Origin of the sequence: Thiohalophilus thiocyanatoxydans (assembly GCF_004366735.1) — a bacterium.
Taxonomy (GTDB): domain Bacteria; phylum Pseudomonadota; class Gammaproteobacteria; order UBA6429; family Thiohalophilaceae; genus Thiohalophilus; species Thiohalophilus thiocyanatoxydans.
The window spans coordinates 168513-190942 of the sequence record NZ_SOQX01000002.1 but is presented as its reverse complement, the minus strand read 5'-3'; the positions used below and the strand labels follow the sequence as shown (position 1 = coordinate 190942).

The 22430-nt window shown below is 58.9% G+C and carries 24 protein-coding genes; 9 read left to right on the top strand and 15 right to left on the bottom strand.

The genetic code is table 11. The features are described from left to right. Positions 1 to 53: 53 nt before the first annotated feature. Both EDC23_RS04570 and EDC23_RS04565 read right to left on the bottom strand, forming a co-directional pair. Positions 54 to 527, bottom strand: coding sequence for a DsrE family protein (locus tag EDC23_RS04570; protein WP_134081635.1), 474 nt, complete (start codon positions 525 to 527; stop codon positions 54 to 56). A gap of 173 nt (positions 528 to 700) precedes the next feature. Next, positions 701 to 1132 (bottom strand): hypothetical protein, encoded by a 432-nt coding sequence (locus tag EDC23_RS04565; protein ID WP_208321278.1) that lies wholly within the window; start codon positions 1130 to 1132, stop codon positions 701 to 703. Positions 1133 to 1361: 229 nt separating this feature from the next. Between EDC23_RS04565 and rlmKL the strand changes: the two genes are divergently transcribed. Then, entirely contained in the window at positions 1362 to 3560 is a 2199-nt protein-coding gene (gene rlmKL, locus EDC23_RS04560) for a bifunctional 23S rRNA (guanine(2069)-N(7))-methyltransferase RlmK/23S rRNA (guanine(2445)-N(2))-methyltransferase RlmL (RefSeq protein WP_134081633.1), read from the top strand. A gap of 87 nt (positions 3561 to 3647) precedes the next feature. On the opposite strand, the gene EDC23_RS04555 is transcribed toward rlmKL, so the two are convergent. Then, the gene (locus EDC23_RS04555) at positions 3648 to 4214 is read right to left on the bottom strand and encodes a hypothetical protein (RefSeq protein ID WP_134081631.1); all 567 of its coding nucleotides are present in this window, start codon (positions 4212 to 4214) and stop codon (positions 3648 to 3650) included. 92 nt (positions 4215 to 4306) lie between these two features. On the opposite strand from EDC23_RS04555, the gene EDC23_RS04550 reads away from it, so the two are divergent. Together EDC23_RS04550 and EDC23_RS04545 are read left to right on the top strand one after the other, a co-directional pair. Next, complete coding sequence (locus tag EDC23_RS04550; RefSeq protein WP_134081629.1) at positions 4307 to 5668, top strand: NfeD family protein; 1362 nt, start codon at positions 4307 to 4309, stop codon at positions 5666 to 5668. 10 nt (positions 5669 to 5678) lie between these two features. After that, positions 5679 to 6431 (top strand): slipin family protein, encoded by a 753-nt coding sequence (locus EDC23_RS04545; RefSeq protein WP_134081628.1) that lies wholly within the window; start codon positions 5679 to 5681, stop codon positions 6429 to 6431. A 225-nt stretch (positions 6432 to 6656) separates the two neighbouring features. Here the strand turns inward: EDC23_RS04545 and EDC23_RS04540 are convergent, their stop codons facing one another. From EDC23_RS04540 to EDC23_RS04515, 6 genes are all read right to left on the bottom strand, one after another. Further along, the gene (locus EDC23_RS04540; RefSeq protein WP_134081627.1) at positions 6657 to 7259 is read right to left on the bottom strand and encodes a DNA-J related domain-containing protein; all 603 of its coding nucleotides are present in this window, start codon (positions 7257 to 7259) and stop codon (positions 6657 to 6659) included. A 15-nt stretch (positions 7260 to 7274) separates the two neighbouring features. Further along, positions 7275 to 7613, bottom strand: a complete 339-nt coding sequence (locus EDC23_RS04535; protein ID WP_134081626.1) for a hypothetical protein — start codon at positions 7611 to 7613, stop codon at positions 7275 to 7277. 59 nt (positions 7614 to 7672) lie between these two features. Beyond that, positions 7673 to 8635, bottom strand: a complete 963-nt coding sequence (locus EDC23_RS04530) for a PDC sensor domain-containing protein (protein ID WP_243830714.1) — start codon at positions 8633 to 8635, stop codon at positions 7673 to 7675. A 20-nt stretch (positions 8636 to 8655) separates the two neighbouring features. Next, on the bottom strand, positions 8656 to 8973 hold the full coding sequence (locus EDC23_RS04525; RefSeq protein WP_134081624.1) for a chaperone modulator CbpM: 318 nt from the start codon (positions 8971 to 8973) through the stop codon (positions 8656 to 8658). Between the two features lie 3 nt (positions 8974 to 8976). After that, complete coding sequence (locus tag EDC23_RS04520; RefSeq protein ID WP_134081622.1) at positions 8977 to 9921, bottom strand: DnaJ C-terminal domain-containing protein; 945 nt, start codon at positions 9919 to 9921, stop codon at positions 8977 to 8979. Positions 9922 to 10188: 267 nt separating this feature from the next. Beyond that, positions 10189 to 12516 (bottom strand): Tex family protein, encoded by a 2328-nt coding sequence (locus tag EDC23_RS04515; protein ID WP_134081620.1) that lies wholly within the window; start codon positions 12514 to 12516, stop codon positions 10189 to 10191. Positions 12517 to 12779: 263 nt separating this feature from the next. Here EDC23_RS04515 and EDC23_RS04510 point away from each other — a divergent pair, with 263 nt between their 5' ends. Next, on the top strand, positions 12780 to 12989 hold the full coding sequence (locus EDC23_RS04510; RefSeq protein WP_134081618.1) for a hypothetical protein: 210 nt from the start codon (positions 12780 to 12782) through the stop codon (positions 12987 to 12989). A 45-nt stretch (positions 12990 to 13034) separates the two neighbouring features. Here the strand turns inward: EDC23_RS04510 and EDC23_RS04505 are convergent, their stop codons facing one another. The 4 genes from EDC23_RS04505 to EDC23_RS04490 form a co-directional block, all read right to left on the bottom strand. Further along, positions 13035 to 13970, bottom strand: coding sequence for an aldo/keto reductase (locus EDC23_RS04505; RefSeq protein ID WP_134082500.1), 936 nt, complete (start codon positions 13968 to 13970; stop codon positions 13035 to 13037). A 118-nt stretch (positions 13971 to 14088) separates the two neighbouring features. Then, entirely contained in the window at positions 14089 to 15294 is a 1206-nt protein-coding gene (locus EDC23_RS04500; RefSeq protein WP_134081616.1) for a methionine adenosyltransferase, read from the bottom strand. A gap of 61 nt (positions 15295 to 15355) precedes the next feature. Further along, positions 15356 to 16309 carry a DHH family phosphoesterase gene (locus tag EDC23_RS04495; protein WP_134081614.1) on the bottom strand — a complete coding sequence of 318 codons (954 nt, stop codon included), beginning with the start codon at positions 16307 to 16309 and terminating at the stop codon, positions 15356 to 15358. A 46-nt stretch (positions 16310 to 16355) separates the two neighbouring features. Continuing rightward, a complete protein-coding gene (locus EDC23_RS04490) occupies positions 16356 to 17450 on the bottom strand; it encodes an MBL fold metallo-hydrolase (RefSeq protein WP_134081612.1) in 1095 nt (364 codons plus the stop codon). A gap of 200 nt (positions 17451 to 17650) precedes the next feature. On the opposite strand from EDC23_RS04490, the gene EDC23_RS04485 reads away from it, so the two are divergent. The 5 genes from EDC23_RS04485 (at position 17651) to EDC23_RS04465 (ending at position 20254) form a co-directional block, all read left to right on the top strand. Continuing rightward, positions 17651 to 18001 carry a hypothetical protein gene (locus tag EDC23_RS04485; protein WP_134081610.1) on the top strand — a complete coding sequence of 117 codons (351 nt, stop codon included), beginning with the start codon at positions 17651 to 17653 and terminating at the stop codon, positions 17999 to 18001. A gap of 151 nt (positions 18002 to 18152) precedes the next feature. Continuing rightward, on the top strand, positions 18153 to 18812 hold the full coding sequence (locus tag EDC23_RS04480; protein ID WP_134081608.1) for a site-2 protease family protein: 660 nt from the start codon (positions 18153 to 18155) through the stop codon (positions 18810 to 18812). A gap of 106 nt (positions 18813 to 18918) precedes the next feature. Continuing rightward, positions 18919 to 19233, top strand: a complete 315-nt coding sequence (hspQ, locus tag EDC23_RS04475) for a heat shock protein HspQ (RefSeq protein WP_134081606.1) — start codon at positions 18919 to 18921, stop codon at positions 19231 to 19233. 19 nt (positions 19234 to 19252) lie between these two features. Then, positions 19253 to 19744 (top strand): GNAT family N-acetyltransferase, encoded by a 492-nt coding sequence (locus EDC23_RS04470; RefSeq protein ID WP_243830713.1) that lies wholly within the window; start codon positions 19253 to 19255, stop codon positions 19742 to 19744. A 120-nt stretch (positions 19745 to 19864) separates the two neighbouring features. Continuing rightward, positions 19865 to 20254, top strand: coding sequence for a glutaredoxin family protein (locus tag EDC23_RS04465; protein WP_134081604.1), 390 nt, complete (start codon positions 19865 to 19867; stop codon positions 20252 to 20254). A 17-nt stretch (positions 20255 to 20271) separates the two neighbouring features. On the opposite strand, the gene EDC23_RS04460 is transcribed toward EDC23_RS04465, so the two are convergent. Together EDC23_RS04460 and EDC23_RS04455 are read right to left on the bottom strand one after the other, a co-directional pair. Beyond that, positions 20272 to 20964 carry a protein-L-isoaspartate(D-aspartate) O-methyltransferase gene (locus EDC23_RS04460; protein WP_134081602.1) on the bottom strand — a complete coding sequence of 231 codons (693 nt, stop codon included), beginning with the start codon at positions 20962 to 20964 and terminating at the stop codon, positions 20272 to 20274. Between the two features lie 11 nt (positions 20965 to 20975). Further along, positions 20976 to 22229, bottom strand: a complete 1254-nt coding sequence (locus EDC23_RS04455; protein WP_134081600.1) for an adenosylhomocysteinase — start codon at positions 22227 to 22229, stop codon at positions 20976 to 20978. Positions 22230 to 22430: the final 201 nt, after the last annotated feature.

The following is a 22430-nucleotide window of genomic DNA, read 5'->3' as shown; positions in this document are numbered from 1 at the left end:
AATACCTGTCAATGTCGTTCCGGGATAGCATGCCCCCGATATCACTCACGGGATTATTGCATATAGGCATAGTTCTCTTCCCGTTGCAGGCGAATAATTTCGGCATCGGCCATCGGTACCATTTGAACAAATCCGTGAATATCTTCCGGTGCATAGCCATGGCCCCGGGCGGCAATCTGGCACATACGGATATCGATCACATCGCCCACTGTCAGGCTCCGGGCACGGGTGACCAGTTCCTTGTACTTGAGATAGTTTTTAACTGCAAAAAACGGAATTTCATCCCCATGCAGGACCAGGACGATCGAGGCGGAAAAGGGATCGGCCTCATAAACCTGGCTGAGATAACTGGCCCGATCAAAAACCTGTTCCAGCTCTTTGCGAGACGAGACCGCCACATCGTACACGACTTTTTGCGGTTGATAGTCCTGCTTCACCGCCTCGGATGTCCCCCAGGGCGCACGCTCGTCCGCTGTTGCTATCAGGCTGGTCAATAACATCACGATTAACAATAGCATTCTGTTCATAACAGACTCCTGTTCGTCAGCATGCAGTGAATGATTTCGGCATTATGCCGGATACCGGGGGGCGTCGAACAGCACGATGCGTCTCTACCCCCCCCCTCGGGGACGGGATCCATCATGATTCGTCAGAACCACAGGAACAGCGACAGGAACAGTCAGCCTCACGCCGAGACCGATCAACCATACCAGGGCGCGCACTCGGGAATGTCGCGATCATCGGCCAGCTCCTGCAAACGGGCTTGCCAGGCTTGCAGTCCGGCTTGCCAGTCACTCATAAACTGTTCCAGTGACTCGATAAAATCAGCATCTGCCCGGAGCTGGTTAATCGTGCAATGCACCAGGACCTGACCGCTCTGTTTATCGCCATCGGCGGTGACGGTCCACTGCAGGGCATTGGGACAACCCGGCAATGTAAAGCGTACGCCGTCACGCAGGATCTCCTGATGAATCGCAAATTCACCCCAGAGGCAATAAATCCGGCCCCGCTCGCCCTGATGCGACAGAACACGATCGATCGACGCACACCATAACGGCAGGGTCTCTATGCGCAGGTAACGTTGTAACTCATTGGCCGTGAACGGCATGTTGGCGGTGGTCAGAAATTCCATCACACAAACTCACAAACGCAGGGGCATGTTGAATTAATTCGTAAACCGTTTTTTATCAAAACCGCGGCCCTCTCGCCGGGCCTTCATCATAGCAAAGCGGTGATTGAATGCCAGCACCGGATAATCTGCCTCCACGCAGGAGGAAATAAACCGGTGATCTCCCCCTTCAGGCTGCCCTCTGCGGCCATTAGAAGGTAAACTAGCCGTTTTTTCAGCGGTTTAACCCATCATGTCCGATTACGCCCTGTTTGCCACCGCCCCCCTGCACCTGGAATCGCTCCTGGCCGAGGAGCTGCACGCGCTGGGGATCGAGCAGGCGCAGGAAACCCGGGGCGGAGTCCGTTTCCGCGGCACCCTCGAAGAGGCCTACCGGGTCTGTCTCTGGAGCCGGGTGGCCAACCGTGTCCTGCTGGAACTGGACAGCTTCACGGCCGACTCGCCCGAGGCCCTTTACCGGGGCGTGCAACAGATCGACTGGCGCGAGCATTTCGGGATCGCCGATACCTTTGCTGTCCAGTTTCAGAGCAATCAGTCGACCATCACACACAGTCAGTATGGTGCGCTCAAAGCCAAGGATGCCGTGGTCGATCAATTCCGGGAGCGGGACGGTGAGCGGCCGTCCGTCGACACCGGCTGGCCCGATGTGCGGATCAATGTCTATGTGCAGCGCAACCGGGCCAGCGTCAGCCTGGATCTCTCAGGCGATTCCCTGCACCGGCGCGGCTATCGGCGAGCCGGGGGGGCGGCACCGCTCAAGGAGAACCTGGCGGCGGCGATTCTGCTGCGCGCCGGCTGGCCGGCGATCGCCCGGGAACAGGGCTCGCTGCTCGATCCCATGTGTGGATCCGGCACCTTGCTGATCGAGGGGGCCTGGATCGCCGCCGATATCGCCCCGGGGCTACTGCGTGAGTACTGGGGGTTCAGCGGCTGGCGCCAGCATGATCCGACGCTGTGGCAGAAGCTGTATGCCGAGGCGCAACAGCGCCGCGAGCAGGGCCTGGCCCGACTGCCGGCGATCCAGGGCTATGATATTGATGCGCGGGCCATCGACGGCGCCCGGCAAAATGTCCAGGCCGCCGGACTGGACGCTGCCATCGACCTGCATTGCCAGTCGCTGCAGCAGCTGCACCCCGCCGCCGATCTGAAACCCGGCCTGGTGATCGTCAATCCCCCTTACGGCGAGCGATTGGGCAGCGATTCCGATCTGCCCCGGGTGTATCAACAACTCGGCCAGACGCTCAAACAGCAGTTTGCCGGCTGGCAGGTTGCCCTGTTCACCGGCAACCCGGAACTGACCGGCCAGTTACAACTACGCAGTCTGCGTCGCCACAGCCTGTATAACGGCCCCATCGAATGCAAACTGTTCCACTACCAGGTGGATAAGCAACACGACATCAGCCCGCGCGGTTATCCCCGGCCGTTAACGCCAGCCGAGTTCACCGATAATGCCCGGATGCTGGCCAACCGGCTGCAGAAAAACCGCAAACAGCTGTCACGCTGGCTGGCACGTGAGAATATTCACTGTTATCGACTGTATGACGCGGATATGCCCGAATACGCGCTGGCCATCGATGTTTTCGAAGGCGACCAGCGCCGGGTCCATGTACAGGAATACGCGCCGCCGCGCAGCGTGGATAGCGCCAAAGCCCGGCAACGGCTGCGTGAAGCCCTCGGGGTGATTCTCGATAGCCTGCAGATCGACGAACAGCAGCTCTTTTTCAAGGTACGCCAGCGTCAGAAAGGCACGGCCCAGTACGAAAAACTGGCCGAGCAACGCCACTTTTATCCGGTGACGGAAAACGGGTGTCGTTTCTGGGTGAATTTCGAGGATTATCTCGACACCGGCCTGTTCCTGGATCACCGCCTGGTGCGCGCCCGCCTCGGCGAGCTGGCCGCGGGCGGCGATTTTCTGAATCTGTTTGCCTATACCGGCACCGCCACGGTCTATGCCGCCCATGGCGGCGCCCGCAGCACCACCACGATCGACATGTCAAAGACCTATCTCGACTGGGCGCGGCGCAATCTGGAACTCAACGACCTGAACGGCAGCGAGCATCGCTTTATCCAGCGCGACTGTCTGGAATGGCTGCAACAGGCGGTCACGGCCCCGCAATACGATCTAATCTTTCTCGATCCGCCCAGCTTCTCCACTTCCAAGCGGATGCAGACGAATCTGGATATTCAGCGTGATCATATCTGGCTCATCCGCCAGTGCATGAAGCGGTTACGTAAAGGGGGTGTACTGCTGTTTTCCACCAACCTGCGCAATTTCAAGCTGGATGAAACCGCCCTTGGCGCGCTGGAAATCACCGATATCCATCGCCAGACGCTGCCGCGCGATTTCGAGCGCAATCCGAAGATTCATCACTGCTGGGAGTTTCGCCACCGCCATAAGTCAGTGTTATCACTGAAGCAGGTCGATAACTGAAAAAGTGCTCCGAATACGCGCCCGCTTTGACATCCCGTAAAGCATCCCGCAAGGCGCGGGAAGTGTAATGCTGTTCGAAGCCGCTGTTTAGCGCATCCCTGCTTCGTTTTCACATTGACCGATCTCCTCGGTGCTTTTGTCGAATGCCGCTTGTAGCCCGTCAAACACACATCCGGCATACCCCACGGCGGAATCATTAAAATTCTCTGCCGTGAGGTTGGCCGGCAGCGCCTCACTGCAGGTTTCGACCAACCGATTGACCTGTTGGATACATTGCGCTTCGGTGGTCTCAAGGCAACTGACGAAGGCCTCGCTCCGACAAGGGGCCAACAGATCGTCGTGTGATTGCGCCACATATTGCTCACGACTGAGCTGCTCCTCGGCAAACACAGGCCCGGAGAGCCCGGCCAATACCAGGTACAGCATTGTCCCGGCTGCTGAACAAGCGTTCCGAATCCCCACGCAGGTACGCGCTGCCGACATGACTCCCCGGATCGTCGAGTCTGCCTGGAGGTATTTACGGCGTACCCCGAAAAACGCGGCAGTACCGATCAAGGGCCATGTGGTCGGCCATTCGCCACGCCTGTTTAGCGGGAATCCCGGGGGAAAACGGTCGCTGGATAACCCGCTGTCGATCGCCTTTTCTTGTCTCATTGTTTTTCCCTGTTTTTCTGCCCGTGCCTTCGGTCGAAAATAACTGTCGGAGCAGCTATGCTGGGTAAAGGATTATGCGAGTAACATTCAACATGTGGAAAGCCGCTCAACGATTAATGTCTCTGCTGTTGCTGGTCATTATTACCGCTCCGGCAGCGGCCGAGGAGACATCGACCCGAAGCGTACTCCAGCTCAGCATCGAGGATGTGATCGGCCCCGCCACGGAAGATTATATCACCCGGGCCATCGAGAGTGCGCCCGGCGAACAGGCCGGGCTGATTCTGATTCGCATGGACACGCCGGGCGGGCTGGATAGCGCCATGCGCGGCATAATCAAAAGTATCACCAGCTCGCCGATCCCGGTTGTGACCTATGTCGCACCCACCGGTTCGCGCGCCGCCAGCGCGGGAACCTATATTCTCTATGCCAGCCACATCGCCGCCATGGCGCCGGGCACCAACCTGGGCGCGGCCACACCGGTAAAACTCGGCGGTTCCGGCCAACCGGGTGACGAGAAACCGGCATCGGAACAGGAGTCGGATAAACCGGACCCGGGAAAATCCGCCAGCGAACGCAAGGCGATCAATGACGCCGTCGCCTATATCCGGGGTCTGGCCGAATTGCGCGGTCGTAACGCCGAGTGGGCGGAACAGGCGGTGCGTCAGGCCGCCAGCCTCTCCGCCGGGGAAGCCCTGGAGAAAAACGTCATCGATCTGGTGGCGCGCAGCAACACGGATCTGCTCCAGCAACTGGACGGCCGCAAACTCGATGTTCTGGATCAGGAACAGGTACTCAATACCCGGAATATGCCCGTCAAAACCCGCAATCCGGACTGGCGCAGCCGTTTACTCAGCGTCATCACCAACCCCAACATCGCCTATATATTGATGCTCATCGGAATTTACGGGCTGATTTTCGAATTCTCGAACCCCGGCGCCATTGTCCCGGGCACGGTCGGCGCCATCGCCCTGTTGCTGGGTTTGTATTCCCTGCAATTACTGCCCGTCAACTATGCCGGTATGGCGCTGATAATACTCGGTATCGCATTAATGATTGGCGAGGCCTATCAGCCCAGCTTCGGCATCCTTGGTATTGGCGGGGTAATCGCGTTCGTATTCGGCTCAATCATCCTGATTGACACCACTGCGCCCGGTTACGGGATCAACCCGGGGGTCATCGCCGCATTTGCCCTGAGCAGTGTCTTGATGTTCGTCGTCGTGGTCGGTCTGGCAATGCGCTCCCGACGACGACCGGTTGTCAGCGGCATGGAACAGCTTCTCGGCGGGACCGGCAAGGTCATCACTGTCGACGATCACCGGGCGACGATTCTGATCCACAGCGAACATTGGCAAGCAGTAAGCGATCAACCGTTACAACCCGGCCAGCGAGTCCGGGTCACTGCTGCCGAGGGGCTGACGTTGACCGTCGAGCCTCTGAACGAGTCTACCCACTAGGAGAAATAACATGACGGATTACACGCTCTATATCATTATCGCACTGGTCGTCATCTTCCTGTTCAGTGCAATCCGTATCCTGCGCGAATACGAGCGGGGGGTTATTTTCACCCTGGGACGTTTCTGGAAAGTCAAGGGACCCGGTTTCATCATCGTCGTGCCGTTAATCCAGCAAATGGTCAGAGTGGACCTGCGGATTATCGTCATGGATGTCCCCAGCCAGGACGTCATTTCCCAGGATAACGTTTCGGTGCATGTCAATGCGGTGGTTTACTTCCGGGTTGTCGATCCGGAGAAAGCTATCATTCAGGTCGAGGACTATTATTCGGCCACCAGCCAGCTGGCCCAGACCACCCTGCGCTCCGTTCTGGGACAGCATGAACTGGATGAGATGCTCTCCGAACGCGACAAACTTAATGCCGACATCCAGAGAATCCTGGACGAGCAAACCGACGCCTGGGGCATCAAGGTTAATAACGTGGAGATCAAACATGTCGATCTGGATGACAGTATGATCCGTGCTATTGCCAAACAGGCCGAGGCGGAACGGGTACGCCGCGCCAAGATCATTCATGCCGAAGGCGAGCGTCAGGCCGCGAATGAACTCGCCAACGCCTCCGAGATACTGGCCAAACAGCCCTCGGCCCTGCAGTTACGGTATATGCAGACCCTGACCGAGATTGCCGGCGACAAGACCAACACGATTGTCTTCCCCCTGCCGATGGATATGCTGGAAACACTGACCAACGCGATTAAAAAATAGGCGCCGGGTATCCCGCAATCTTTCCAGATCGGGATGAGACTCGCACACCTCAGGGATGACAGGCAGGTTATTGAAAGGCCCGGTACACACTGAAGCAGCACTGAACACGAGAACCGGAAACTCCCACTGTATCTGTTCAGCTGCTTTCAGTGTCATTGAGTGCTTTGCGTTCCCTTGCCGGTATCTCCCCGGGACTCCAGACACGGAATCATGAAAGTCATATCATCAGAAACGTGATTTGCACAGGGTCTCGTACGCCGCATTGATAGTCTGCAGACGCCGCGCCTCCCCGCCCCTGTCAGGATGGTGCAGCATGGCCAGGCGCCGATAAGCCTGTTTGATTGCTGTTTCATCCACCGGATCTGCCAGGCCCAGCTCGGCCAGCGCCGCCGCCCGGTTATCAAAACGGGTGTATTCACGCCAGAAGGTGGCGAGCAATGCTTCAATATCCTCTGTGGAGGTGTTATCCAGGTTCGCCAGATCCAGATAATAGGTGGCGAGATTATCCGGTGTAGCCAGTGCGGCCTCACCGGCCTGATAATCCCGCAGGCAGATATTCAGTGGTCCGATATCAAGAAAAGCCTTTTTCTCGGAATAACAGGATTTCTGCAAATGATAGAGCGCATGAAACAGCAAAAAGTGCGCCTTGAACAACGCCTCCGGCGGCGCCGGCCTGTCTGATAAAAAAGTAAAATAGCCCCGGGCTTTCAGCTCTTTTAACAGGGCATATTCACTGATTCCGTCGGGATGGTGTTCGAGCAGTACTTCCAAATCGATATAAAAGGTGTCTGGAAGGCGATCCTCGGCACGGGAGTGATGAGCAGGCATGTGATCGGTACGCAGTTATTCTTGATCCAGCTTCAATTGCAAGTTAACCCCCTGCGAATCGTGGTCAATCTGAACAGTGTTAAGCGCAGGCATGCGTTGTGCCAGATAGGCAAAGGCCGCGGTAATCATGCCCTGATCCTCCTTCTCGAACGCCTGCAAAAGATGCATGGCAACATAACGGGCGCGTTGCAGGTTGTCCGGTTCCGGAACATATTTTTCCGCCAGTCGGATACCCCGGCTCATATCCTCGTCCATTTTATCCAGAAAGTCCCGCTGCCTGCCCGGCAGACGGGTATTGCGATCAAATTCCTGCACGATCTTGCCGTCGATTTTCAGAGTCAGTAATGATTGCATCGCTTTATCTTGTCTGCACAATACGACGGTACCGGTAAGTTCCGCCGTTGCATGGCCGCTCAGGCGTCGACATTCATATCCCAGAAGGCATGTTGTTTATCCAGGAACTCATCATAGGGAATATAGTGCGAACCATCACAGGAGAAAGTCAGACCGACCAGGCCATTGAAAATATTCAGCGTGCCTGAACGTAAATACAATGTTTCATCCATAAAGCGCAATTGTTTGAACGCCTTCAACACTTCACTGATCTGGGAGGACGGCACGGCGGCCTCGGTCGAATAGGTCTGATGCGGGTAGGCCAGACAAATGTCCGGATCGATCAACGAATCAATATCAAGCAGGCGATAGCGATAGGGATCCTCCATTTGCCAGATAATGGCCCGACTGCTGGAAAAATGCAGAATCACGTGAAATACGCCGTGCCCGGTCATCAACTCCTCGACCACTGATAAAATCGTGTCGAACTGCTTGTCCATTTCGCTATCGACCCGTGACTGATGAAATACCGTGCCACGAATCGAAGGATCACCCTTGATCTGTTGCCAATAGCGCGGTTCCTCGTACAGCTCCCGGGTCAGAGGCAGATCACGCAGATCGAAGTCGGCACCAAGGAATCCCAGTACCTTGCCGTCACTGTTTCGCACCAGCTGAATCGCCGTCAGCGAGGGCCGCATGGCGCGCAGACTGATATAGGCATCGGACAACAGAAAACCGGAGCTGGGGACCGCTTCACACATATAGGGGCGCGAGGAGCGATCCCGGCCGTAATCATTTTCAACAACCCCGTCAGGCGAGACATTATCGCTGATCTGGATAGCATCAGTGTCCAGGACATACAGGAATTTGCAGTGGGGCACCGTCTCCAGTTTTTCCTGCAAGACCGCATCCAGTGCCCGCCGATCCCCCCAGACACGGCTGCAGGCCTCGGCGATGGCATACAAGGGAGATTGCAGCAGTTTTGTCAGCGATTCACGCTGACGAACAATGCTCTCTTTCAGAGCGGCTTTGGGATCAGTCACAACACTATCCGGTCAGGTTATTAAAATGATGATTCAAGCTGGCGCAGGCGTGAACGCAATTCGCTGACCTCGTCCAGCAATTCCAGGGCCAGGGCGACACCGGCAAGATTAAGCTCCAGATCATGATACAGATGCATGGCCTTGCGCGCACGAGGCAGCTGGGTCGCCGGAAATTGCCATTCGACCGAACGGCTTTCCAGCGGTTCGATAATCCCCTCTTCGACCAGCGCCACGATCAGCTCGACCTGTACCTCGCAGGCACCACTGAGTTCATCCAGACTGAAGGTGGTGCTCTCGTCAAGAATAATACCGGATACGGATTCCTGATGTTCCGTCATGATTCACACTCCCAGACCTGCCCGCGGGTTGAAATCAAATTCCTCGGCCATTTTCTGATAGAACGCCTTCGCCTTGTCGCTGTCGGCCGCCGGTTGAACAATATTCAGTGTGACATAGAGATCCCCGGGTGTTTTGCCCGGAATACCCCGGCCCTTGAGCCGCAACTTGCGCCCGCTTTGCGAATCGGGCGGAATCCGCATATCCACCTCGCCGTCGGGTGTCGGTACCTTGACCCGGGCACCCAGCGCCGCTTCCCAGGGCGCCAGGGGCAGATCCAGATAGAGATCCCGCCCCTCGACGCGGTACAGGGGATGCGGCTTGAAGTCGACTTCCAGATAGAGATCCCCCGCCTGGCCACCTCCCATGCCGGGATGGCCCTGCCCGCTCAGCCGGATATGCTGGCCCTGGCGGACCCCCTTGGGAATCCGCACATTCAAACTGCGCTCGCGGGTACGCACATGCCCCTGATTATCCACTTCCGGCGCATGCAGGGTCAGATTGCGCACGGTGCCGTGAAAGGCGTCCTCCACATCGATCAAGACCCGGGCATGATGATCCTCGCCGCGACTGCGAAAGCCGGCGCCACCCATACCCCCCATGCCGCCGCGCTGGCCGAACAGGGTTTCGAAAAAGTCACTGAAAGAGTCGGCGCCGGCGCCGCCACCGAAGCCGCCGCTGAATTCAAACCCGGCATCCCAGTCCGGCGGCGGCCGAAAATCCTGGCCGCCCTGCCAGTTGGCGCCCAGCTGGTCGTAGGCGGCCCGCTTTTCCGGATCCTTGAGTACCTCATAGGCTTCCGCCATCTCCTTGAAACGATCCTCGGCATCCGCTTCCTTGCTGACATCGGGATGATACTTGCGCGCCAGTTTACGATAGGCACGCTTGATCTCGTCCTGTGTCGCATTACGCTCGACGCCCAGTATCTGATAATAATCCTTATATTCCACCTTCGGCTCCCGTTAAATTAAGCGTTCCGAATACCGGTACAGGTATGAATGAAGTATTGTCACGCCTTCCCGGGCCGTCGACCACAAGGACCGTGGCCAACGAGCCTGCAAGGATGTATTCACGGCAGGCGCGGCAGTACCGATTAATGCCAGGTTGATCGGGCAATCGGAACACCTGGTTTCACTACAGCTTCCTTATGACTAGGGGGTGCCAAGTGAAATTTCAAGCAACCTCGCTATCAATTCTTTGCCGTCAGCTTTGTCCCTTCAGGAGGAGTCCTTCAGTTTGGCGAATGCGGCGGCCATGGTGGTATTGGCCTGCTTGCCGGCCGGCTGCTTCTCCGTTTTGCCGGGCTTTTTACTGGCCGCTGGCTTGCTGCGGGAATTGCTATCACGTTGCCCGGCCGCCGGCTTGCCGGGCTCATCGGCCAGGCGCATCGACAGGCCCACCCGATTGCGCGCAATGTCCACCTCCATCACCTTGACCTTGACCACCTGGCCGGCCCGGACCACCTCGCGGGGATCGCGCACGAAACGATCGGCCAGGGCCGAGATGTGGACCAGCCCATCCTGGTGGACACCGATATCGACAAAAGCCCCGAAGTTGGTCACGTTGCTGATCACCCCTTCGAGCAGCATACCCGGTTGCAGATCCTTGAGCGTCTCCACGCCCTCCTTGAAGCTGGCGGTTTTGAACTCGGGCCGCGGATCCCGTCCCGGCTTGTCCAGCTCGGCAATAATATCGCGCACCGTCGGTTCGCCAAACTGCGCATCGATATAGTCATTGGCCGCCAGGCTGTTGAGAAAACGGCTGTCGCCGATCAGCGAATGAATATCCCGGCCGTGATGTTGCAGGATACGTTCGACCAGCGGATAGGCTTCGGGATGCACCGCCGAGGCGTCCAGCGGATTGCGGCCCTCGCGAATCCGCAAAAACCCGGCGGCCTGCTCAAACGCCCGCGGCCCCAGACGTGGGACCTCGAGTAACTGCTGGCGATCGACGAACGCCCCGTGTTGTTCCCGATGCGTGACGATATTGGCCGCCAGCGAGTCACTCAATCCGGCCACCTGCGCCAGCAGCGGCGCCGAAGCGGTATTGATCTCCACCCCCACGGCGTTGACACAATCCTCCACCACCGCATCGAGCTGGCGGGCCAGCTTGCTCTGATTGACATCATGCTGATACTGGCCCACGCCGATCGACTTGGCGTCGATCTTGACCAGCTCCGCCAGCGGATCCTGCAGGCGCCGGGCAATGGAGACCGCGCCGCGATAGGCCACATCGAGGTCGGGAAATTCCCTGGCCGCCAGCTCCGAGGCCGAGTAGACCGAGGCACCGGCTTCGCTGACCATCAACGAATGGACGGCCGGTTGCGGATACTGACGCCTCAGATCTTGCACCAGTTTGTCGGTCTCCCGCGAGGCAGTGCCGTTGCCGATGCTGATCAGTTCCACCTGATGTTCGCGGATCAAGCCGGCCAGGGTCTCGATCGAAGCCTGCCACTGCTTCTTCGGTGGATGCGGAAAAATCGTGGTCGAGGCGACCAGTTTGCCGGTCCGGTCCACCACCACGACCTTGACGCCGGTGCGCAGGCCGGGATCCAGTCCCATGGTGGCACGCGTGCCGGCCGGCGCGGCCAGCAGCAGATCGCGCAGGTTTTCGCCGAAAACGCGAATCGCCTCTTCCTCGGCGCTCTCGCGCAGGCGCATGAACAGTTCACTTTCCATCTGCAACGCCAGCTTGACCCGCCAGGCCCAGCGGGCCGATTCCAGCAACCAGCCGTCGGCGGCGCGGCCCCCATCGCGCAGCCCGAAGTGGCTCGCTACCATCGCATCGCACAGTCCCATGGCGCTGACGTCCTCCAGATCATCCTGGCCGGGGACCCTTAACTTCAGGCGCAACACGCCTTCGCTGCGACCGCGAAACAGCGCCAGCGCCCGGTGCGAGGGGATCGTCTGCAGCGCTTCGCTGTACTCAAAATAGTCGGCGAACTTGGCCCCTTTTTGTTCCTCGCCGGGCACGACACTCGCCACCAGCTGGCCCTTGTCCCGAAGCACGTCGCGCAGTTGCCCGAGCAGATCCGCCTGCTCGGCGGCGCGCTCCATGAAGATCTGCCGGGCCCCTTCCAGCGCCGCGTCGGCCTCTTCCACCCCGGCCTCGGAATTGCGATAGGCGTCGGCCAGCGTGGCCGGATCCCGGGTGGGATCCTCGAGCAGCGCATCGAGCAAGGGCTCCAGCCCGGCTTCGCGCGCGATCTGCGCGCGGGTCCGGCGTTTGGGTTTGTAGGGAGCGTAGAGATCTTCGAGCCGGGTCTTGGTCTCGGCCGCCGTCAGTGCCGCCTGCAGCTCATCGGTCAACTTACCCTGCTCGCGAATCGATTCGATCACGGTGGCCCGGCGATCCTCGAGTTCCCGCAAATAGCCCAGCCGTTCGTCGAGCTGGCGCAGCTGGGTATCGTCGAGTCCGGCGGTGGCCTCCTTGCGATAGCGGGCAATGAACGGCACGGTGGCGCCGTCGTCCAGCAAGCGCACCGTGGCCTCGATCTGGGCCGACCTGACGCCGAGCTCGTCGGCAAGTCGTTGGATAATGTTCATGCAGCAGACAACCTGTGAATTCGGTTAACAACAGAACCCGGATCTTAACAAAGCCACCGCAAGTGCAGGTTTTTAAATCGGCTTGATCTGATTACCCAAACACGCTAGCTAAATTAAGCGTTCAAAATACCAGCACCGATTAAAAGTCAAAGTGATCCGGCATTCGGAATACCGCTATTGCCGCAACACGGCTTGAAAGCGGCCCGACACTGATCTAGATCCGCAGTACTGGAGATAAACCAATCCCGGAAAGGAGGTACACCATGGCAGAAGAAACAACCAATACCCTCACACTGCGTCCCGGAAAACATGACAAACTGGGCCTGTATCATTGTGGCGTGACTTATGAGGGTTTTGTTGTTGCCGGTGGCGAGCCGCGTAACATCAAGGATGGCGAGGAGATCACTATTCAGCGTGTCCCGCTCAAGGTGAAACGCGACGGCAGCGACTACACCTTCATGCGCGCGGCCTGATCGGGTCCGCCGCGCCGCCGGCGGCGAAGTTGCCAATATCACGGATTACAGGCCGCGAACATACTCGATCATTCGCCGGCGCAGCTTCGCATCCGGCAGGCGCCCGTAACCGGCCCCCATGTTCTCGCGCATATGGGCCACCTGCGAAGTGGCCGGAATCGCGCAGGTCACGGCCGGGTGCGAAATAATGAATTTGAGAAAGAACTGGGCCCAGTTCTCGCAATCGATTTGTGCTGCCCACTCCGGCAAGGGTTGCGAAGCAAAACGATCGAACAACCCGCCGCCCTGAAACGGCCGATTAACGAGCACGGCAATCCCCCGCTCCTTTGCCAGCGGCAACAGCCGTTGCTCCGCCTCCCGGTCCAGCAGGTTGTAAGTCAGCTGCACAAAATCCAGCAGCTCTTTTTCCATGACTTTCGCCAGTTCCGCATGGCGCCGTCCGTGCGAGGTGGTCACGCCGATGTAACGAATCCGTCCCGCCGCTTTCCACTCCTTGAGTGTGGCCAGGTGCGTCTCCCAATCGAGCAGGTTATGCACCTGCATCAGATCGAATCGTTCCACGTCCCATAACAGTTTTGAACGTTCCATCTGCCGCACGCCGGCACGCCAGCCACGGGTCCAGACTTTGGTGGCGGCAAACAGATCGGGATCATCGTCAAGACGTTCCAGACATTTACCGACGACCTCTTCCGCCGTACCGTACATGGGCGAGGAGTCGATCAACGTCCCGCCCCGCTCGAAAAACATGCGCAGGATCCTCTCCCGCACCCGCATTTGCGCGGTGTTATCCGGATCGATCCCAAAGGTCAGCCAGGTTCCCATGCCAATCGCCGGAATCATTTCCTCACTGGCGGGAATGGGGCGCAGGATTTTATCCGCTCCGACAGCCCGGCCCAGCTTCGGCCACAGCAAAGGCAGGGCCAGGGCGGTACCGGCCCGTAACAAACGTCGACGCGCCGGCGAGAATATCCGCTTTTTCATCTTCATCGTCATACCCTAAATAAACCAGCAGGATGAACAACGGCGACAGAACCAGGAACATACTCCGTCGTATGACGAAGCCGGATTCGTTCACCGGCTCACTTTGACCCGGGCCGGCTCAGTAAACCGGCACCACCGAGTCGAGCAACTGATCCTGCAACTGATCGATTTTCTCCAGCCGCTCACGGGCAATCGCCTCCACCGCCGAACGAATGGACGTCAGTTCACTCCCCGCCATCAATTGCAGTCGCACTTCCAGCAACCAGGGCTCACGGATCGGCTGACCAATCCGACTGACCAGAAAACACTCCGCCGCCGCCACCTCCGGCAACGCATCCACCAGATCACGGGCCATCGCCTGAGCGGTCAGGTTATACAGCTTGCCAACATGAGTGACCGGATTTTTCCCGGCTGCCGCCTCCATGTTCATGGGTCGGCCCGGCGTAATCAGGCCGTTGGTGCGATTACCCCGACCGACCTCACCGTCATCCCCGGCCTCGGCGGAAGTCCCGGTCACGGTCAGATAGAAACGCTCCTGCTCCGGCGCATCGGCCGTATTGACGTTAACCTGCAACGGCAGAGCGGTGATCCCGGCCGCCTTGTTGCTGACCAGCTCCACGATCGTTTGTTTGTAGGCCAGGTACTCGTCGGCATCACGGACATGGCGGTCCACGAGTGCGCAGGCTATCGTTAACTCGATGCCCGCTTGCTGTCGAACCCCCATTATCTTGATATCCTCGCCCAATGCAGGATAACGGTGTTTGATTTGCGGGCTGTTGAGGTGCCGCTCGGTGGCGTAAACCAGCTGTTCGAGTTCATCCAGCGGCGCATAACCGACCCCGCAGGAGGTGTCATTCGCCAGGGCCACACCGGTGCGCTGCTGGCGTTCATACAGTTCCACCAGTTCCACCGAACCATGACGTATCAGAGGATGAATCACCGGTGCCGGTTCATGTTGCAGGGCATGCAGATTCTCCTGCAGCCAGCGATGCACCGTCTCCTCGACCAGCTCGCCGATCGGCACACGGTGGCCTTTGTAACTCGAGGTGGCCCGACCGGCGAGGAAAATTTCCATCGGCACGACAATCTCACCGCCACCGAAAGCGGGATGGGATTCACCGCCCCATAACAGCGCCTTGTCCACGTTATGATGCAGCATCAGGCCGAAATGGTCGCGATAATAACGACACAGGGCCAGGCTGAGCGCCTCGGCCAGCGCATCGCAGATGGTATCGGGATGGCCCAGCCCCTTGCGTTCAACCATCTCCACGGCAAACCCGGCCGGGCTCAGATCCTCCCGGGTTGTTATCACTGTCTCAACCATCCTTGCCTCCTGTTATCCGCTTCGGGGCAGCGCCAGCATGGATGGATGGTCGCCATATCAATTAAAACGCCGTCTTGAAGGACTGAACAAATGCGTCGTAGAGCTCTTGCGGCAGATGATTAATTCCAGCCGCCGCTTTGCGTCCGCCCCCGGTGTCAAACTGCCGGCACAATTCATCCGCGCCACACTTGTTGTTCAACGGTGCGCGCACACTGACCAGAAACCCGCCCTCGGGCCGCACGGTCAGCATGGCGTGCGCACGATCCGGATACTGTTGTGCCAGATCATTGGCATAGATCCCGCTTACCCGGCGCGCCCAGGGAGCATCCGGCAGGACGTAGAGCGCATGATGCGCATCGACATAGTCGGGCCTTAGCGCCTGCACGCGCTCAAAATCCGAGTAATAGGCCTCCTGCAAACGGGCATAGCCGGGCTCATCGTGAATAAAGGCGAACGGATCGACGTAGCCGGCGACAAGCCGATACAGCTCATCCGGCGTATAAACCAGATCCGCCAGACTGGCGCCGTAACCGTTATAGTTGAGACAGGTTCCGAGTAACTTGAGTTCTTCCAGCTGTTCCTCGCTCAGATTCAACGGCGACGCCGCCTGTCGGGCCGCAGTGAACAGGTTGTCACCAAAGGCGGCGGCAACCGCCCAGGGCAGATAGGCGTTTTCCAGATAACGGTTCACCAGCAAGCCGCTGCATATATTGGCCTCGGTATCGATATGGGTCTCGAGATCGGAATGTTGCGGTATCTCGCCGGCATAGTGGTGATCAAAATAGAGAACCCCGGCGCCTGCCTCGAGAAGCCGAATCAGATCGTCCCGGTTCTTGTCCAGCGAGATATCCAGTACCGTTACCTGATCGCCGGCAGCGGCTTCAACTTTTTTCAACAGTTCAATATCCCGCTTGACGCCGGTCACCAGCTGACTTTCCAGCGGGTTAGCCAGGCGCAATTGATGCAGGGCGCAGATACCATCGGCATCGCCGTTAAAGACGTCGATATACGCCATAATGTTCCTTTTTTGTTATTAGCAGAAAAAATCAGTCGACAGGCAACTATTCAAAAAATTCTTTTTCCATTTCCCGATAAATATAATTGGCGTTGGCGCGATGATTTTCTTCATACAATTGGGTGCCCTCCCAATCCTCGAAATGACTGTTGTTGACCGCATCCTGCAGGGACACACCCTGCTCCACCGCTTCGCGCATCTCCTTGCGTAACTGTTGTACGTAATTACGGGTTTTGCTCACCATCGGAAACGGTTCGGTCTGCGGTCCGCCATGACCGGGAATCATCAGCCGCACATCGGGGAAGTTATCCAGCAACCATTTTTGACCTTCCAGAATCTGCTCGCTGTCCCCGTCACCCATGTAGGTCGTACGTTGATTAAATGCCAGATCGGAAATCCAGACAAGCTCCTCGGCCGGCTGGTAAACCACCAGGTCGCCGTACGAGTGATGTCGGCCGGTATTATAGATCTCGAATCGTTGTTCGCCCAGCTCGATAACTTCTTTGTCAAACCGCGACTGCTCGATATACTGGTCTGCCCCGGGCGGGGAAAAACCCCGCATATCCTCAGCCAGCTGATCACGCCGATAGGCTACCGACTCTTCCAGAGTCGAGGACTTGTTGTATTCACGGGTACCCGGATGGGCGATGATCGTTACCTCTTCCAGCGCCTGGAAAGCCGCGGCGCCGTACGCGTGATCGGGATGATTATGGGTAATGATCAGATACCGGATCGGCTTGTCCGTCACACTGCGCACGGTGGCGATAAGCCGCTGTCCCAGCAATGGCGTTCCCAGGGTGTCGATGACAACCACACCCTCGTCGGTAACGACAAAACCGGCGTTACCATTCCAGCCCCGGTTGTCCTCATTCAGAGTCGAAATTGTCCCGAACAGAAAATAGGTCTGCCCGGTCAACTGATACACCGGCAGCGGGGTATCGGCATCATGGTTCTTCTTCAATGAGAACTGCGGCAGTTGCCGGGTATCAATCACATTCTCCGGCAGACGCCATTCACTGGCTACCGCCTCGGGATTGACCAGTTCCCCGTTGAGTGTTGCGGCGCCGACGGTTCCCGGCAGAAACAGCACCAGAAACAGTGCGCCGGTCCATTGCCGTACTTTCCATACCCTTTTACACATAGTGCTTCTCTGGTTTGTGTGATCCTGCTTACAGGGTCGCTTCGCGGGCGGATAATTTCAAGTATCGCCCGCCCCAATCACCCCATTGCCAGCATGATGATTCTTGTTACACTGAGGTGAAACGGTCCAGGGCGAGCAGCCCGGGCAGGACAAATAGCCTATATTTTCAGAGTCGATACAGGATACGGGCAGGAGAGAGCATGCATATCAAACAACTGTTGAATGAATGGGCCGGCAGCGCACGCCCTGAAGAACCGGTAATCCGCAGTACGATCGAACTGCCACTGGAACAGGGTGCCCGTCTGCTGGCCCTGCAGGAGATGTATCCGGGCCGCACGCAGGAACAACTGTTGCTCGATCTTATCACCACCGCACTGGATGAGCTGGAAGCCGCCCTGCCCTATGTTCCCGGTGACAAAATCATCAGCGAGGACGACCACGGTGATCCGATATACGAGGATGTCGGGCCGACGCCCCGTTTCCTGGCGCTGACCCGCAAATATCGGGAGCAGCTGCAAAACCGCGAGGCGGAGCCGTCAGCCCGTAACTGAGGCCCCGCTTTGCCCTTCTGCGCCGTTGTCGCCCTGTCTATCCGACAATGGCGTCATTCTCGCCGCTATTTAAATAGTATAGTACGTCTTGCGCCATGCCACGGCGGTTCATGCTGCCGCTACCGCCCTGTAACGCCCGGTCCCGATAACCATGTTTGCCAACGAACTTAGCACCACACAGTTTATCGCCATTGCCATTGTGCCGACCCTGTTCGGTATCGTGGTGCACGAGGTCGCCCACGGCTGGATGGCCAACCGGCTCGGCGATCCGACGGCTGCCATGCTGGGTCGACTCACATTGAATCCCATCAAGCATATTGATCCTGTCGGCACCATCCTGGTCCCGCTGATACTGATCTTCACCGTCGGCTTCGCCTTCGGCTGGGCCAAACCGGTACCCATCGACTGGCGTAATTTGCGTCACCCCCGGCGGGACAGCGCCTGGGTCGCCGCCGCCGGCCCCGGCGCCAACTTCCTGATGGCCATCGGCTGGGGCATGATCGGCAAACTGGCCACGCTGTTACCTGCCGGCGGGGAGAACATTGCCCTGCCGCTGGTCTATATGAGCATGTTCGGCATGTTCATTAATATTCTGCTGATGGTGTTTAACCTGATCCCGTTACCCCCCACCGACGGGGGGCGCATTGCGACCAGTCTGCTGCCGCCGCCGCTGGGCAGGGCCCTGAGCCGGGTGGAACCTTTCGGTATTGCGATCCTGCTGGTCCTGCTGCTGACCGGCGTGTTGTGGCGGGTCATCACCCCGTTTATCAGTGCCATACTGCAACTGATTCAACGCCTGCTCGGCGGTTGAGCGGCAGACCGGGCCTGAGCCCCGGTCGTTCAATCGTGTTTGCCCCCTTGTTTTCAATCACGGCGTCCCGATATTGATCACACGAACATTAATCAGGAGAGTACTCATGGCAACGCAGGCACATTTCACCCTCGGCCAGGTCGTTCATCACCTTAAATTCGACTATCGCGGCGTCATTGTGGACGTGGATCCGGTATTCGAGGGCAGCGACGAATGGTACGAACAGGTCGCCCGCAGCCAACCGCCCAGGGATCAACCCTGGTATCACGTGCTGGTCGACAACGGTGACCACATGACCTATGTGGCCGAACGCCATCTGGAAGCCGATGACAGCGGGGATCCGATCCGTCATCCGGCGCTGGAGAGTTACTTTACCGATTTCAACGGCAGCAGCTACCAGCCCCGTCAGTCGCTGAACTGAGTACCGCCAGCGCGTCGCCGTGAACGATTCCAGTACGCTCACTCTGCGTCGCGCCACGGCGGCGGATCTGCCCGCAGTCAACAGGGTGATCGAGGCGGCCGTAATGGGCTGGGCATTGCCCGACCGGGTCAAGCGTCTGGCAATGCCCAGTTATCGCTATGCTCCCGATGATCTGGCCCATCTGCAGTTATGGGTTGCCGAGACACCCCGGGGGATTGTCGGCGTGGCGGCACTGGATACCCCGCAGGCGCGTGAACTGCCCGCCGGCGCCGACTCCGGATTACTGTTGCACGGTCTCTATGTGCACCCCGATCACCAGCAACAGGGCATCGGCACACAGTTGTTACAAATGGCCGAACAACAGGTCCAGACGCGCCGGCTCGGCGGCCTGCTGGTGCGTGCACAACGCGAGGCCGGCGACTTTTTCATGCATCAGGGCCTGCAGGCGCTGGATAGCGACGATCGCGAACAGGCGTATCAGCACCGCTACTGGAAACCGCATCCTGCCTGAGCGTCTATATCCACTTCGGCGCCAGGGACAAAGAATTTGCCCGAATCGTGCGCACGGCGCCCCCTGCGACGGGCGGATTTGTTATGCTGAGCGCCGTTTAAAACCCCGGTATCTGTAATAATGAAGTGGTTGATCCGTTACTTTTTCAAGACCCTGCGCCTGGTGCTTTCCCCCATTATCCTGCTGCTCAATAAACTGACCACCCCGCGGGGTATCACCCGCGATCCCGAACAGCAGCAACAGATCGACGCGGCAACCCGGCAGCTGGCGCTTTATCAGTTTCGCAGCTGTCCGTTTTGCATCAAGGTGCGCCGCGCCGCCAGGCGCCTGTCGCTGAACATTGAACAGCGGGACGCCCTGCACGATCCGACCCATCGCACTGCCCTGCTCGAAGGCGGCGGCGAGGTCAAGGTTCCCTGCCTGCGCATCACCGAACACGATGGCCAGGTGCGCTGGCTGTACGAGTCGAACGAGATCATCGCCTATCTGCAGAGCCGCTTCGCCGCCTGAGTCTGAACAACCTTCCACTACTGTTTCGAACGCCCGGCCTCGTCGCCATTGTCGATCCCGTCATCAATGAGCGGCACAAAGGCGACCCCGAGCACCTTGCGCTGCTCGATTTTGCCGGCCGCATCGCGAGTCACGACCATTAAGACCTGATAACCGTAGGGCGGGCCGACCGGGATCACCAGCCGGCCGCCCGGTTTGAGCTGTGCCACCAGCGCCGGTGGAATGTCCGGGGCCGCGGCGGTGACAATGATCCCGTCGAACGGCGCTTTCTCCCGCCAGCCGTTATAGCCGTTGGCACAACGCACTTCGATATTGGTGTAACCCAGCCGGGTAAATCGCTCCCGCGCCGTCTCGGCCAGTCCACAGAACCGCTCCAGGCTGTAAACCTGCCGGGCCAGTTGCGCCAGCACCGCCGCCTGATAGCCCGAGCCGGTGCCAATCTCCAGCACCACGCTGTCGGGCGTCAGATCCAGCAGCTCGGTCATCAGCGCCACGATATAGGGCTGGGAGATGGTCTGGCCGTCGCCAATCGGCAGCGGGCCGTTGTCATAGGCGCGATCCCGGTAGGCGGGCGAAACAAACGCCGCCCGATCCACCTCGCCCAGCGCCTGCATCACCGCGGGGCTGAACCGGCTGCGGCCGGTATAGTCGGCGGTATAGCGCGCCTCGGCCGCGATGGTATCGAGCATCTGTTGTTGGGCTTCCTGCATGGTGAGCTTGCTCAGGTGCCTTCCTGCCAACTGGCCAGATAGGCCTGCTGGCTCGGTGTCAGGGTATCGATTTCAATCTGCATGGCGGCCAGTTTGCGCCGGGCGACCTGCTGATCGATCGCCGTCGGCACCGCATGGACGCCCGGAGTCAGTTTGCCCCGCTGCCGGACCAGATGCAGCACGCCCAGCACCTGATTGGCAAAACTCATGTCCATCACCGCCGAGGGATGACCTTCGGCCGCGGCCAGATTGACCAGCCGTCCTTCGGCCAGCAGGCGAATCCGGCGTCCATCTTCCAGCGTATACTCCTGCACATGTTCCCGCGGTCGACTTGTCCCGCGGCTCAGCGCTTCCAGGGCCTCCAGATTGATCTCGACATTGAAGTGGCCGGCATTGGCCAGCACGCAACCGTCTTTCATCACCTCGAAATGGGCTGTGTCGATGACCTGTTTATCACCGGTCACCGTCAGCATAAAGTCCGCCTGTGCGGCCGCCTCCAGCAGGGGCATCACCCGGTAGCCGTCCATCGCCGCCTCCAGCGCGCGCAGCGGCTCGACCTCGCACACGATCACCTTCGCCCCATGGCCGGCGGCACGCCGGGCCACGCCCCGCCCGCACCAGCCATAACCGGCCACGCAAAAGGTCTTGCCCGCCAGCAGGATATTCGTGGCGCGGATGATCCCGTCCAGGGCGCTCTGGCCCGTGCCGTAGCGGTTGTCGAACAGATGCTTGGTCATGGCATCGTTCACCGCCAGCACCGGCACCTGCAACGCCCCGTCGGCCGCCATGGCCCGCAGACGAATGACGCCGGTGGTGGTCTCCTCGGTCCCCCCGATCATCGTGGCCAACAGCTCCGGGCGCGAACGGTGCAGCTCGCTGATCAGATCGGCGCCATCATCCAGCGTCACCTGCGGCCGGTGATCCAGAACGGCATGAATATGCTGGTAATAGACCTCGTGCGATTCCCCGCGCCGGGCGAAGACCGGAATATCGTCATGCTGCACCAGCGAGGCAGCCACATCATCCTGGGTGCTCAATGGATTACTGGCGCACAACACCAGTTCGGCGCCGGCCGCCTTGAGCGTGCGGGCCAGGTTGGCGGTTTCGGTGGTGATATGCAGGCAGCCGCCAAGACGCAAACCCTGCAAGGGTTTTTCCCGCGCCAGCTCCTGCATCAGATCCCGGATGACCGGCATTTCGGTCAATGCCCAGTCGATACGCGCGCGCCCGGCGTCGGCCCGATCCGGATTGGCAATGTCCGCCATGGATGATCCCCTCGCCTGTGTGTCCCCAATCTTTTTCAGTATAGCGGCTCGAACAAACCGTGCCCAAGCGGCTGTCGGTCTGACCTTCACTGCGTTGCGAGGACCACGTGACGCTTCACCCGATCCTCGACAATCCTCGTCTGGAGGCGAACAGTCCGCAGCGGGCGTATTATTATCCGGGCCGGCTCCCGGTATCGATAC